This window comes from Dyella tabacisoli, from assembly GCF_003350925.1.
Taxonomy (GTDB): domain Bacteria; phylum Pseudomonadota; class Gammaproteobacteria; order Xanthomonadales; family Rhodanobacteraceae; genus Dyella_C; species Dyella_C tabacisoli.
The window spans coordinates 162493-177137 of record NZ_KZ857181.1; the positions used below are offsets into that span (position 1 = coordinate 162493).

The window sequence follows — 14645 nt, forward strand, 5'->3', positions numbered from 1 at the left end:
TTTCAATGGAAAGACATCGCATGTTGGGTGGTCGCGCTGTTCCACCAGCCGCGCGCAGGCACCCCTAGGCCAAGTACGCGCCTGACCGGCTATGGCGTGGCGCAAGCCGTGGCGGAACCGATGTTCACGCGGCTCAGGTTCTCGCGGAGATCGTTTGCAACACCTTCGTCCGCACAGGCTTGTGCCGCGAAAAACTGCATGCACAGATGTCGCGAATAATAATGCAAGCGCATCAGCGGCTGATCCGGTGCTGGAAAGTCTTCATGCCAGGTCGTGCGATAGCGCGCCTGCAGCCAGCACTGAACGGTCGGTGCGACATCGGCCAAGGCGACACCGTGACTCCCCAGCTCCTGTAACGTTTCCAGCAACGCTCTTAGTGCACCGCCATCTGCAACCGCCGCCAGCGGAGTGAGCATGGCGGTCAGCGTCGCCGGCAGGGTTTCCCATTGCCGCCGTGTCAATCCTAGCGTCGGGCCAGTACCGAGCATCACTATCAAGGCATCGATGTGGGCCTGTTCGGCATCAGTCGACAAGGCGTATAGAAGCATTGCGGCAACGCGTGACTTCTCTGCCCGCGACAGCAAATCCAAAACGGATGCCAGCGCGGCATCGCCCGTGTTCTGCGGCACGCTGCCTGTCGCGCCGTCTGCCCAATACCATGCGATCGCGCCTAGCAGATGCTTGGCCTGATCCAGTGACGGACTCGGTTCGCCCGACCGCTCGTCGAGCAGCAAGTGCAGCGTCTGCATGCCGCGCGTTCGCGTCGCATCGATAGTCGCCAGACACTGCGACAAAGCGGCACTGGCCGCCACCGGCACGGGCCATGTCGGTGGCGACATGGCTGCCAGCAAGCACTCTGTAGCCTGCTGAAAGTCCACGGACAAAGCGTGTATCTCAGCCGGCTGCGGCGCTGTTGCCAGCAAGCGCTGACGCAGAAACAGTTCAGCGGGCGCATGACAGAGCAAGGCGGATACATTCACCCTGCCCTCGCCGACGATGGGCCCGAGCGTACTCAGCAAACCGGCACGTCGCCGCAACGCCTCCCAACTGGAACGGTAGTCGCTATCGAAGTCAGCTACGGCACTATCACGCACGCTCTCGGCCAGCCATGCGAGGGCGTTGCGCGCCGCGCGCGCCGGCGCGGAATCGCCGTCCGATAAAGCCTGCTTCGATGAAGCCTGCTTCGATGAAGCCTGCTCCAATAAGGTCTGCTCCAATAAAGCATGAAGCAACCGCGCTTCAGCGTCGGCCAACGCAGCGATCAATGCCTCGCGCAACGCCATCATCGTTGCAGCATCGGGCTGCGCCAGCTCCCCGCGGATGACCACCCGCGCCTGCTCGTCGAAGCCGAAGTGCAAGCCCTGAAATAACGTGTCGCGCCGGCAGCCACTGGTATCACTGACGCAGATCGCACCGTAAAGCGCCGACGTAAAACAACGAAACTCAGAGAATGCCGCGTCGCTGACGCATAGCATCGGAACCCGGTCGCCCTTGCTGCCGGCGTCGATCGCAAAAGCAAACAGTGTCACCCGCTGCCCCGGCAACACTACGTGTTTGCTTCCATCAAGCTGCAACTGCCGGGCGAACACGGATAGCACCTGCGAATGTTCGGCCTGCGCGGCAAGCTCGGCGTCTACGCTGGTGACATCGGCGAGCATCAAGCTGTGGCCGGACTCGCGAATAAGCATCGTCCCACCGCCGTAGCCCGACATGCTCGGAGACGATGCGAGATCGTCGCCATGGCCATCGCCGAGGGGGATTCGCACCGCATCGCCGTAGCATTGCAACAAGGCACCCTTGAAGACCCGCTGCCAGGCGTCGGCGCGATAGTCGTCCATGTAAGGGCTGTGCGCACTGAACTCGACCCGGATCGGGACGCTGCGATGCAACCCTTCGAGCAGCGCGGCCACTTCCTGCCGCGACCGCGTAAACGGCGTCAGCAGGCTGTCCGCGTTATCGACGCGAGGGTCGCGCCATGCAGCGGCCTCGACCGAGCGAGCTAAATCGGGATCATCGGCGGCGCTGCATACCCGGCCGTGCGAGGCGATCCACTCGTTGCCGGTATAGGCGGCAAAGGCCATCGCCAGTTGGCCGGAGACACTGCCGGCCTGGGGCCAAAGCGTCCGCAGCAATCGATAGCGTTGCGGATGACAGACCAACACCTGGAAAAGCTGATCGCCCAGACCCACACGCGATATGAAATGCGTGCCGTAGGTATACAGATAATCGAGATAGCGCTCGGCCTGGCGCCGATGAATCAGGGCGCGGCGGCAACCATCGTCGTGCATGCGTCGCGCGACACGCAAACGCCCCATCGCGTGGCGCCCCTCCCGCGTCCAGTAATTGGCGATACAGATGCGCCGCCCGATACCGCCCTCCTCGGCCTCGTGCCGGCAATCGGCGTCTTCGCGCCGCAACCGCAGTAGCACTAATCCCCCGCATTCGAGCGATGCCGGGGGAAGACCCAGCATCGTGTTCAGCGCACGCAGACCGCCAGCGCGCCGTTCACCGCCGAGCATCAACGCACTCGATGGCAAAGCGAAACGCCCGAGGTCGGTGCGGATAGGGCGTACCCGGTAGTCGAACAACGTATCGAGCAGAGACTCGACATCGTCGTGAAAGCTGACCTCCGGCTCACCCCAGTCACCACGACCCGTGGGCTCCGTAAGCGCAAAGCCAAGCAATGCATTTTGTGGCGGCGGGACGAACGGTGACGTTTCACCTGCCCCGCCGAACCAGCCGGGTTTCAGGCCAAGCAACACATTGGCGCTGTCTCCGAGCTGGATCTGCATCGTCATCGCGGGCAACAGCTCAGGTCAGTGAAAAATTGCCGGCGATCAACATATCGGCAGGCACCTGGATCTGGCTCATGCTAATCAAGTTACCCGGAAACAGCAGATTCTTGAGCGCGAAATAAGTTACCGGAGTAAAGGAAACCCCAGCCATCGCGTTGCGGATATTGTTATTGAGGATGTCCTCCAGCCTCGATTTCATCTCGTCTTCGGCACCACCGCTAACGGTTACCGACGGGGTGCCGGGCGTGATGGTGATGCTCTGATTCGGGCCGCTGCCGGACAACCTGACCGGATAACGCGCCGATACGGTGATGTCCACCGGAGCATTGCCCTGGGTGTGAATCTCCTGCGACAAGGCAAAGCCTTCTGTAGCGGTGCCGGTGTAGTTGCCGCCGAGGTACACGCTATAAGTCACCGTGGTGCGGTCGCAGCAATTGCCGTAGCTGAAGCTGCCCTCAAAATGCATTCGCGGGTTGATCGTCGCGTACCAGGCGTTATAGCCGCCGTTCGGCCCGAGCGGGATCAGCGAGAAACTGCCGCCGTGACCGTTGAAGCCTCGCACCAATACATCTTGGTAGAGAAGGCGCGAGTTGAGCATCAGTGTGCAGTTCAAGCCGTCCGCGGTGGGGATCGGTTCGTTGACATTGATGACGGTGCTCGATGGCGCACTGCCGTTGGTGGTGATTAACAACTGCACGATCGTGTTGCCGGCATTGGTGGTCAGTACGTTGAAGCGGAACGCGGTCGGAGTCAGCCCAGGTATCCCGCTCAAGTTCTGGAAGTCGACCGAGGCCAGCAGGTAGCGGATATTCTGCGTTGCAAACCAGCTCTTGAGCTGATTGACGAGCGTAGTGTTGTTGACCCCGACGATGGTCAACGCGTTCAACGTGAATGCCCCCTGCGCGAAGTTCAGCACCAGCGAATGCGCACTGCCGACCAGCCCTTGAACCTGTTGCAGCGAGACGGTTCCAGACAGATAGGGTTGCTGCGAAACATCGACCGATTGCACTTTGCCCCAAGTCACGCGCGGATCGTGCGGGGCTAAGTTGCAGGTGGCGGGATTGAAGTTAGCCGGCACCTCCATCGTGCCGAGGCAGGTGGAGCCCCGCAGGATGTTCTGGCGCACCGTCACTTCGCTGCGGCCGCTGGTGAACTGAAACAGCGGCGCGCCAAGATCGACATCGAACTCGGTGACGTTGGTGAAATAGCCCTGCCCATGCGGAATCGGCAGCACGCTCTCGCACCAGACCACGCTGATGGACAACTTGCCCGCGTTGCCGGTCTGTCGGTTCCATTGCAACTGGAAAAACCCGTTCACCGAGCTTTCCAGCATGTTCATCACGGCATCCCAGCCCTGCAAGACCTCCTTGTTCTGATACATCTGCTGCAGCAGATTGCTCAACGTTGCGGCGCTCGCAGGCATGCTCGATTCCTAGTGGACAGGGTTAGAGACGGTTCCCGTTGCGGTTCAGGCCACGGAGGTTGGATCGAGGATACCGACCATCACCAGATCGCTGGGAATCTGCACCCCATCGATAAATGCTTCATCGCCGGGGAAGCGCACCGTGCGCAGCGCAAAGGCGGCCAGCGGCGCCAACGACACAGCATCCAGATCGGTGCGGATCTCGGTACTCAGGATCTGCTGCAGATACGGCTTGAAGGTGTTCTCGGCGATACCCGAACCGTTGATCGTGGCCGTGCTGCCGGCGAAACTCAGGGCTTGATCGCCAAGGGCGCCGGAGCATTGCACCGGGTAATTCTGCGCAATGCCGAACTGCAGATTGATGTCGGCTCCGGGCAAGTTATAGGTGGACACGACCAGCCCCTGGTCCGGCGAGCCACTGAAGTTCAGACCGATTTGCGCTTGCTGGGTTACCGGCGGCATCGCATCGCCCCAGGACACCGTGCCCTGGAACTGCATGCGGTTCTGGGTCTGCAAATACCACGCCTGGCCGGCCCCCTGCGGAGCGACCGCCGCCAGACTTATGTGACCGGAGCGACCGTTGAAATCCGGAACGACGATGTCCTGATACACATTCTGACCGCTGAACATCAGCGACCAGTCGGCGCCATCGAGGACTGGCACCGGGTCGCCGACATCGATGCCGGTAGCGGCGGGCGTCGCGGCGTCGCCCGTGGCGATATGCACCTGCAGAATCTGATGGCCGGATGGTGTATTCGCCGTCAGCAACGCCACCGCTCGCGGTTGCAGTGACGGGAAGTTCGCCTGAGTAGCGGCATCCAGGCTGACCACGACCAGCTTGCCGTCGGTACCGCCCAAGGCCTGGCGAAACTGGCCGATCAAATCGGCGCCATCGCCGGCCGCAGCCGGCAAATGGTGCGCGGCGACACTCGCCCCGGCCACATCCATCACCACCTCGAAGCAAGGCGCGTCGCCAGCTTGAGTGCCGGCCTTCTGCCGCACCAACAAAGGCACCTCGGCATCCACGCGCGCCGCCGGCTGCACCGGCACGTTGACCGCCTGATCGGTATCCCACGTCACCGACGGATCGTCGGCACGCGTCGGCACGGTCGCCGCCTGCCCCGAACGACCGCTGACCTGACACACCGGATGGCTCAGAGCCAGCGCCGGGCGGTCGGTGAGCAAGCTCACTTGCGGTTCGCCGAGTACGAATGCCATCGTGCTCAGTTGCCTCGCGGGCGCGGCACCGGAACCGCGAGGCGCCGCCGGTTGGGCACTGAACAATGTGACGGTGCGCGTCCCCGCCGCATCTGCGGGCCACTGCCGGTGCAGACGTTGCGCCAAATAGCCGTGATTGAGGTTGAGCACCACACTCCAGCCGTTCAACACCGATCCCTTCGCATGCATCTCGCTAAACAGTTGTGCCTTGGTGGCGCCGCCGATGGCGTTCATGGTGTTTCCTTATCGTTGTTAGCGGCCGCGCCTCGGCAGCGGCCGCTGGATCAAAGCGAACCGGCTCCGCGCAACGCCCGTCGGGACCGTTGCGGGATCCGGCATCGGTGTCGCGGCTCAGCTCCCTCCGGTACTGGCGTATCCGGGCGGCAGCAGGATCACCTGGGATGGATTGTTGTCAGGGTCGGGTTGATCGACCACCACCATCAACGGCGGAGTCACGACGCCGCTCTCGATATCGATGCTGTAGGTAACCAGACTACCAAGCACAGGGTCGATCGGGCCGTACTGGAACTGGAACGCTTTCGGCAAACCGCTTTGAGTGGCGCTGCCGGTGCCCTGGCCGTTCTGGAAACTGGTGCCGCCGAACACACCTTTCGCTCCCCCCGCCGCGCTGATGGTCACGTTGTACTGCGTGGTGGTTTTGCGCACTTGCGCCAGGAAGCTACCGACCACCAGCAGGTCACCAGGCACCAGTGCCTGTCGCATCGTAATGAGCTGGTCCGCCGGAAATAGCAGGTTCTCCAGCGCGAATACCGAGATCGGCCTGAACGTAATCTGCTGGATGTATTGCTGCAGCGTTGCCGGTACCGATTCGGCCAGGCTATTGAGCAAGGCGATCTTGATGTCGTTGTCGTTGCAATCGCAGGCCCCGGTGGGCGTCAGGTCGGAGGACTTGGAAAACGATACCGTCGGCAGGACGGTGGTGAATGTAACCAACTGCTGACTGCCGCTGCCGGTGACCTGCAGCGGATAGGCGCCGCACATGCCGATGTAGGCCGTCGCGCTGGAGTCTTGCCAGGAACCCCAGTGACCTGGGCTGCATCCCCCTCGGCTGCAAACCGGCGGGTAGTACTGCTGATACTGGAAGTTGACGTTGGTGCCGCCGGTCGGTGGACTTGAGGTGCCGTTGGTGTAGTTCATCACGATGCCGGCCGTCGAAGACCGCTCGAAAGACAGCCCGGTGAGATCCCAGGTCAGCGAATTACCGCTCGACGAGATCTGGAAGTTGGTCTTGGTTCCGCTGATGTCATACGGATTGGCGAAGAGCACCGTGCCGGTGGCGCTGCCTTGGCTGATCTGGGCACTCCATGCTTCGAAATCCCTGCCGGGGTCCACCGCCTGCACCTGGAGATTGGTGCCGCCTTGATTGAAGCTGTTGACGAAGATGTGCTGGAACATCAGCTTGGTGCTTATCATCAGGCTTACGGTGAAGTCGCTGACACCCGGAATCGGATTGCTCGGGTCGTACGGGATCGGCTCATTCAAGGTGATCGTGTGCGCGTGCTGCACATCGCCGGTGGTGGCGATCAGCATCTGCAGAATGTTGTTACCGGCGTTGGTGCTTTGCGCATTGAGCACGAACTTGCTGGGCTGCAGCGCGACATCCTGGCTGAGGTTGGTGTAGTTGATCGTCTGCACCTGGTACTTGATGTCGTTGGTGGCGTAGTAGCTTGCCAGTGCATTGGAGATCAATGCCGCGTGGTGATTGGGGTCCCAATTCGGCGGGTCTACCGCAAATTGGTTCAAGGTAAACGCGCCGGCCGAGAAATCGAGAATCACCGTATGCGTCTCGCTGGCCGAGCCCTGGCCGCTCGGCGGGGTCACGATGCCGGAGACCTTGGTCAGCGCAACGCTGCCGTTGACGTAAGGCTTCTTGGAGACGTCGACCGTGGTTGGCTGACCCCATTCGATGTCGGCATAGACGGTATGCGTGCCACTGCCTGCGTTGGTCAATGCGATGGCCGCGCCGCCAGCCGTGGTTGCTAGCTGCAGGCTGGTCACGCCGCCGGTGTTGGTCCAGCCAATCACCCAATAGTCGGTGTTGGCCTGCAGCGGCGCCGGCAAGGTCCCAGTGGAACTTACCATCACTTGCATATTGTTCTCGAACACCCCTGGTACTGACAGAGTCAGGGCATTGCTAGCGGTGCTGGCGGTAAAGTTGACGTCCTGCGAGACCAGGTGGCAACTGCTCGGATCGAAACCGTTTTCGGTAACCCCGAGGGTACCGACCACGATCATGCCGCTGAGAAGGTCCTGCACCACTGTGACGCTATCGTTGCCCGGCACGAACTGCAGCAGCGGATTGCTGAGCTTGAAAGTCATCTTGGTCACGTTGGTGAACCAGAAGCCGTGGACCTGTTGGACGTTCTCGCAGTAATACGCGCTGATCTGCATCAGGTTGTCGGAATTGTTCGGATCGAGCTGCTTTATGTATTGCTGAAACTGTTGATACAAAAAGGCGTTGACCGGCCCTACCAATACATTGAACACCGCGTCCCATTTCTGCAGCACGGCCTGGTTCTGGTACATCTGAGCTTCCAGATTGGCCAGCGACGGCGCGCTATCGCTGGCGGTCGCCGCGACCATCGCAGCGGGCGACATGGACATCGCAGACTTGAGCATCGGCCGACGCAGCAGCGCCGGGTCGTCGTAATGGGCGGTGACGTAGAAATCCACTTCGATGGTCACAAACAGGCTGTCGAACTCGATGCCCTGGTTGTTGCGCACATTGGACGGCAGACTGATTTCCCAGACCGCGAAAGGTGTCAGATGCGTGGTCTGGGCGGCGAACGTGCCGGTGCCGTCGCCGAACTCGGCCGCGCCGGTGGCCAGGTCGTACACATAGGGGCCGAAATCGCGGCGCGTCGTGGCGAAGGTTCGCGCCTGACGCTGATAATCGCGGTCCTGGAACGGTTTGCCCTGGCAACTGAGGTGCGCCTCGTAATTGCCGCTCTGGGTACTTTTGATACCACTGATGCGCGGCACGACCCGGTCGATGCGCACCATGTCGTAGTTGTAGAACTCGCTGCCGCACAGCGCGATCGGAAACTGAAACACGTTGGAGCCAGACAACCGCGTCGCCAGGACATTCGGGATCGTGATGGTGATCGGCCCCGACACCGCCTGCGGCGGCGGGTTGAGCTGTTGCAGCGCGGAGATGATCGCGCTGTCCTGCGTCGCGATCACCGTTTGCAGGTTCAACAGACTGAAAGAAGTGATCGGCGTGGGCTGGCCGAAATACTCGTACTGAATCGCGCCGTCCTGCAGTTCGAGGGTGCTGGCCAGCACCGACAGCACCTGTTTGAGCTGATATTGCAACTGGCCGGTGAGGCCGATCAGGTCGATGCTGTTGACATCCGGCGGCCGATTCACATCATCCAGATGCAGCATGCTGGTCAGCGCCGACAGTTTCGCCTGCTGCTGGCCGTTGATGGTCTTCAGGCGATTCTGATTCATGATTTGTATCGCGATCTGGCTGGCCCTGGTCTGGGCCTCCAGCAGCGCGGTACCGATGCTGACCAAGGTGTTGACCGCCGCGATCAGGTCGGCCTTGTCCTGGTTCAATTTGCCGGTATTGGGGACGTTGGTGAGCGCCGCGCGCACGTTCTCCGCAAGCGCCTGCATATCGACCTGACTGGGCATGTTCAAGGTGCCGGCCGCGCTCGCCGCGCTGATGTCGTTGGACAAATCATTGAGATTGTCGATGCTGGACGCGGCCTTCTCCACCGCGGCCAGGCTTTGCAACACCTTCATCACCGCCTGCAACTTGTCGTAGACGTCCTTGATCGCCTTGAGCGCCTTGAGTACGCCGCCCTCGGCCTCGCCGGGGATGCCGGCCATGGACAGGCCGAGACTGAATGCCCCTTCGACGGCCGACGCCACGCACTGCGCGACGAGGTCCTTGGAGTAGTCCGCATAGTCTTGCTGGAAGTTCTGAATAATGCCCTGGGGGTCTCCGGTACGACTGATTACCGCTTGCTGATCGAGCAGCTTCTGACCGAGCGCGGCAATGTTCTGCGCGGTCTTTTGCTGCTCATCGTCCAGTTGCGCCAGGACCGAGTCGTAATAGCTGCCCATGGCTCCGCAGCCACTGGCAAGCACCTGGAAGTACGAAGTCAGCACCCCGCCGATCTGTTTGATGTTGTCGTTCAAGTTCGCGATCGAATCCATGATCTTGAAGCTGTTGACGGTATCGGTAATGCGAATCTGGTATTCCGAGATCTGCCCAGTCAGGGTCTGTGCCTGGGTCATCATGTCGCCGACGAACTTGTTGTAAGCGTCGTAGGTGACGTACGGCAGGAACACCACATCACTGCCCAGGGTGGCGATGTCGTTGGCCAGATAGAGCGCGCGGGCGCGCGCCTCGGCGAGATCGAAGTCATTGCTGTCGGCCGGAATCAAGCCGGCCAGCCACAATAAATAGCTGCATTCGAGCTGGCGTACCGTATCCGCGTTGGGGCCGCGCGAATGCAGCAGCGACTCGCCGGCGACCACCGAAAACTGGATGCTTTGTTTTAGCGCCGGCAGGATCGACGGATCGATCGTATCGGCCAGCACACCGGCGATATCCACGATGCCGCGCCCGGTGCCTGGATCAAGCTGTGCATCAGTAGCAAACAGAATGCCATCCATCGCCACTTTGCGTTGCGTCTGACCGGCGCTGGTCGCTTCAAACACCAGCGTGCCGTACATCTCTTCGCAGACCACGGTGAGATTCGCCAGAGCTGCCGCGCTCATCGACAGCGTCGGAGTCTGCTGTGCCTGGCTCATATCGATGATTTGCGCGATCAGGGTGATCTGGTCGCTGGGTAGCGCCACCGCATCGGCGCCCACGTCCGCCGTCGATTGCAGCACTTGCGAGAACGAGGTGAACGACTGCATCTGGAAGTTCTCGGCGACAATCTCGCCGCCGAGCAGATTCACCTTGGCCAGATCCACGCGCTCCTGATAGATGTCTACCGTCGGAGTGACGATATTGCTGGCCCAGGAATCGCTGGTTTCCGGGAAGATCTTGGCCCAGTCGTAGTCCACCTGGCGGGTCAGCGGAATGCGCACGCTGTCGCCGTATTTCTGCAACAAACCACCTTTGACGATGCGGTCCCACGGACCGTAGACCAGGATATTGGCGATCAGCGCCGCCACCGGTGTCAGCGTCAGCGCGATCGGCACCTGGAGAACCAGCGGCAGCATCAGTTTGTAGTCGTTGGCAGCGGCGAAGATGCTGGGAACACCTGTCGGTACGTAGCCATTCGTCCAATCGCCGTTGGCGATCGCCGAAGTGAGCAACGGGTCGCGGCTCAGGCAAAGCAACGCACCGTACTCGGCAACATAGCCAGACTTGGCTTGAGCCTGCGACGTGAAATAAGCCCAGGCCGTGGCGATGTTGCCGGTAACTGCCATGCTGCCGTCGGGCTGTAGCGTCGCGTTGGCATTGAACTCGGTCTGGATGCTCTTGAAATGGGGCGCGTCGTAGGCGAACACCTGCAGCAGCAGGTCACCGGCGACGATCTGGCTGACGAAATGGCTGCCGAGTTGATAGATCGCGGCGAGGTACTGGTTCGCGTCCGCCTTGGTGATCTTGGAGTCGTAAAGCACCGAGCCTTGCTGCGGCGCCGTGGCCGGAGGCAACGCATTAATCAGCGCAAGCGCGGCAGCGCTGAGATAAGACGAACGAGGCACCGATGATGGGCTGGCACTGAATGGGTGTGTGCTGGTGGCGCTGACCCGAGTCATCGTAACCAGCATATAGCTGCGTGGCTTGGACAGATCGAGACCTAGAAAAGCGCCTGTCGCGGCCTGCGCGGCGACCTGGTCGGCATCGCCCAAGGCCAAGGGCCCTACCGGCACGTGAACCCCGTCAGGATCGGCCGGCATGCGCGCGGCCTGATACGCATAAATCGTGCTGAGCAGACTGTCCGCCGAGTCATGGATGGTGATGGTCGGGGTATTGCTCCAGTCTGGATAAGGATCCACGACAGGTTGGACATCCACCGCTGTCAGTGCCGTCACCGGCGGTACGAAAAACGGCGCGGGTTTATCGCCGCCAGGTACCCATACGGGCCGATAACCAAACAACAAGTTTGCAGTTAGTCCCAGCTGCAAAGACGTGCCCATGGCCTTCCCTCACTTGTCAGTGTTGTTGATTGGAATTCTTACGGTCGCCTGACGGCGTTACACACGCGCCCGTGCAACAAGTGGCGCAAATCTATTGCGCCGCGCTTGCCACCTGCTCGAAATGCAAAGGGATGTGATCTTGAATTGCGTATTCCCCCTCCTTAAGTGAAACCCTATGCAAGTAAAGATTTCGTGACGACGCATGACGGCGGGGACCCGGCAGGGTTATACGAAAGTTCCTGCACGAATCGAATCAGCTAAATCCCCGGCAGCAGCCCATACGACAGCAGGCAGCCGCTAGCGCGATTGCAATCTGACAAAAAGCCATCAATATCGGTGACCGATTAATTCCGTCCCGATAGGCAAGAACTTACCCATGACCGAGCCCGACGACGCCTTGACCCGTCAGTTGCTTGAGACTATTTCCGATTATCTTGACATTCCGGTGACGGAACTAAAGCCAGCAACGACGCTTGAATCTTTGAACGTCGATTCCATGGATTTCATTGAGCTGCTGTTTCTCGTCGAGGAGCGCACCGGTATGTTGCTCGATGGTGCATTCGCCGATTTGCGCCCACAAATCGTCTGCATCGGGGATGTCATCAGCCTGGTGCACGAACAGGCCGCCAAAAGTCATCAAAATTGAGCGGTGCCGTCCATAATGGGGCAACTACAAGGAACACCCATGGAAACTATCCACGTTGTGCAACCGTTTGAGCGTAATAAGAAAGGGCTCGTGCCTGGAAAAGTGCAACAAATGCAGTCACCCGAAGAAGCGGCGCGAAAGGCCGAGCGCATGGCGCCTCAGTACGCCGGGATCACGGCATATTCGATGGATATAGATGAGGCGGCCGGTTACTACAGCGAGCCGCGAATCTTGTTCACGGCCGGCGAGGTGCCGGAGTTGTAGATAAGGGCATCCCTAGCCATCGGCAGTCGCATTGGCTTCGCGTGCGATAGGCGCCGGCCCAGCTTCGCGGCTCCCTGCTTCAAGGCTCTTGGCTTCGTCGGTTGTCGATGGCACCGACTGCACGCTGCGGATGGCCCGGCTCGATATCGACAGCAAAGCGAAGCTGGCCAGCGAGATACCCACCGTGATGAACAGCATCGGTATCGTCACATAGTGAGTGAATACGCCGCTTAGCAACGCCGAGGTCGGCGCCGTGCTGGTCATGATTAAGGTCAGGATGCTGATGATGCGGCCAAGGAGCTGACTTGGAATGCGGTTTTGGATCCAGGTATACAAGCCGACCTGTACGAACCCTGCCCCGGTGCCGATGGTGAACACCAGCGCGATGCTTATCGCGAGCTGGTGGTTGACGCCCATGCCGACCATCGCCAGGCCCGCTGCCACATCGATCAGGCAAGCCGCTATGCCTAATGGAATTGCCTTAAGCACACGCAGGCTCGATAGCAAGATGCCAAGCAACTGGCCGAAGCCATTGACCGAAATCAGCAAACCGAAAGCCGCGCTGCCCATACCCAGTTGCTGCTCGACCAGGCGAGGCAAGCCGACCTGCACCGGGCCGATGGCGAGAAAGGCAGCCACGGTCCAGTAGCAAACGAGCACGCGCAACGTGCGATCGGCCCATAACCAGCGAATGCCCTCCATGATCGAGGAGAACACGCGCTTGCTTTCCTCGATGCCGGGCAAGATGTGCGACAGCAGCCTCGGCACGGTCAATGCGGCGATCAGCATGCAAATGCCGTTCAATAGAAACGCGATGCCCAGCCCTTTGGACGTGCTAATCAAGATCCCTGCCAGCACCGGCCCTGCCAGCACCGCGATCTGATTGACGCCCATCATGATCGAGTTGGCCGATTGCAGTTGGGTGGAGTCCACGATCCTGGGCAAGATCGACATGCGCGCCGGAATGGTGAAAGTGCCGACCAAGCCCATCAGCGCAGCAAAGGCGTACAACATCCACAGCGTTAAAGCGTGGGTGAGTACAAGGCCGCCGAGGGCGACGAGCACCAGCGCACCCGCCAAGGAAGACAGAATCAGGATGAGGCGCGGCGAGTAGCGATCGACCAGTACGCCGGCTATCAGCAAAAAGATCACGCGCGGCAAGCCAATGCAGGCCATGACCAGGCCCAACACCAGGCTATCGTTGCTCAACGTCAGGACGAGCCAGGGGATGGCGATGATGGTGAACTGATCGCCAAGCAGCGCGGCGGCGCTACCCACGAGCAGGCGAAGAAATCCTGCATGGCGCAACACGCTTCCGCTATTCATGACTGCTGCTTGACCTTGTTCATTGAATGGATAGAGCGCTGTGCGCAGCTAGCACAGCCGCCTTGCGCGATCTGGAAAGCGGATGCGCTATGGGTTGCAACCCCAGCAAGCGCGACAAAGACAACACCTGCGACCCATCAGGGTGACAGGGCAATGATTATGCTTTAATAATTAATTAGACATGCATGACAAGTCTTTTTTGTGACGTTTAAATTAATGATTTAATCCGATAACTACCCGCGACGTGATCCGTATCACAGTCAATGCGTGTCACATAAATTTCATTTTTGTGAATGTCGCATCACAAGGTAAGGCCTCATCTTCAGTAATTAAAAGTCAATGAAATGTGACGAGGCCAACGACATGCGTTGCAGCGTAACAACAACGCCGAGCACGCTGCTCATATGCCGAGCAAGCATATCTCTCTTCATGATTTCAGTTCCGTGAATCACCTGGAATTCACACATGAATAATGTAGGCTCGGCGAACCCAAATGACGGGACAGCTTGCGTGTCACTCTCCAGTGACAGCGTAGTTGCAAGCAATCCCATAATAAATAACAACGGTGACTTAAATGCTGTGTGCAATACAACCGACATGATTTTAATGGAAGATCTCATAATCATTGGCTGTCGTATTTTTTAGAGTGTGACAGAGACCCCACCTCTGACAATCTAAAACACCACTGTCATATCAATGAAGTTGCCGGGCAGCGCTTGGCGGCACGTCATTGCCCATGATTTATTGTGGCGTTATTAACAGCTAATCAGATAGCACGCTCACTCGACTTGTTTATTCAAGGCGAGACGGGCCTTCTTTGTCAAAGAAAACAATGGTCATT

At 59.7% G+C, this 14645-nt stretch carries 7 protein-coding genes; 2 read left to right on the forward strand and 5 right to left on the reverse strand.

Features of this window, described 5'->3' with window-relative positions:
- Positions 1-89: 89 nt before the first annotated feature.
- From DVJ77_RS17535 to DVJ77_RS17550, 4 genes are all read right to left on the reverse strand, one after another.
- Positions 90-2798 carry a hypothetical protein gene (locus DVJ77_RS17535; RefSeq protein WP_114846820.1) on the reverse strand — a complete coding sequence of 903 codons (2709 nt, stop codon included), beginning with the start codon at positions 2796-2798 and terminating at the stop codon, positions 90-92.
- 13 nt (positions 2799-2811) lie between these two features.
- Positions 2812-4218, reverse strand: a complete 1407-nt coding sequence (locus DVJ77_RS17540) for a hypothetical protein (protein ID WP_114846821.1) — start codon at positions 4216-4218, stop codon at positions 2812-2814.
- 45 nt (positions 4219-4263) lie between these two features.
- Positions 4264-5670, reverse strand: a complete 1407-nt coding sequence (locus tag DVJ77_RS17545) for a hypothetical protein (RefSeq protein ID WP_114846822.1) — start codon at positions 5668-5670, stop codon at positions 4264-4266.
- A gap of 117 nt (positions 5671-5787) precedes the next feature.
- On the reverse strand, positions 5788-11556 hold the full coding sequence (locus DVJ77_RS17550) for a hypothetical protein (protein ID WP_225428069.1): 5769 nt from the start codon (positions 11554-11556) through the stop codon (positions 5788-5790).
- Between the two features lie 388 nt (positions 11557-11944).
- On the opposite strand from DVJ77_RS17550, the gene DVJ77_RS17555 reads away from it, so the two are divergent.
- Positions 11945-12214: an acyl carrier protein gene (locus DVJ77_RS17555; RefSeq protein ID WP_114846824.1), complete on the forward strand. Its 270-nt coding sequence runs from the start codon at positions 11945-11947 to the stop codon at positions 12212-12214.
- A 39-nt stretch (positions 12215-12253) separates the two neighbouring features.
- A complete protein-coding gene (locus tag DVJ77_RS17560) occupies positions 12254-12478 on the forward strand; it encodes a hypothetical protein (RefSeq protein ID WP_114846825.1) in 225 nt (74 codons plus the stop codon).
- A gap of 12 nt (positions 12479-12490) precedes the next feature.
- On the opposite strand, the gene DVJ77_RS17565 is transcribed toward DVJ77_RS17560, so the two are convergent.
- The gene (locus DVJ77_RS17565; RefSeq protein WP_114846826.1) at positions 12491-13804 is read right to left on the reverse strand and encodes an MFS transporter; all 1314 of its coding nucleotides are present in this window, start codon (positions 13802-13804) and stop codon (positions 12491-12493) included.
- Between the last annotated feature and the right edge of the window lie 841 nt (positions 13805-14645).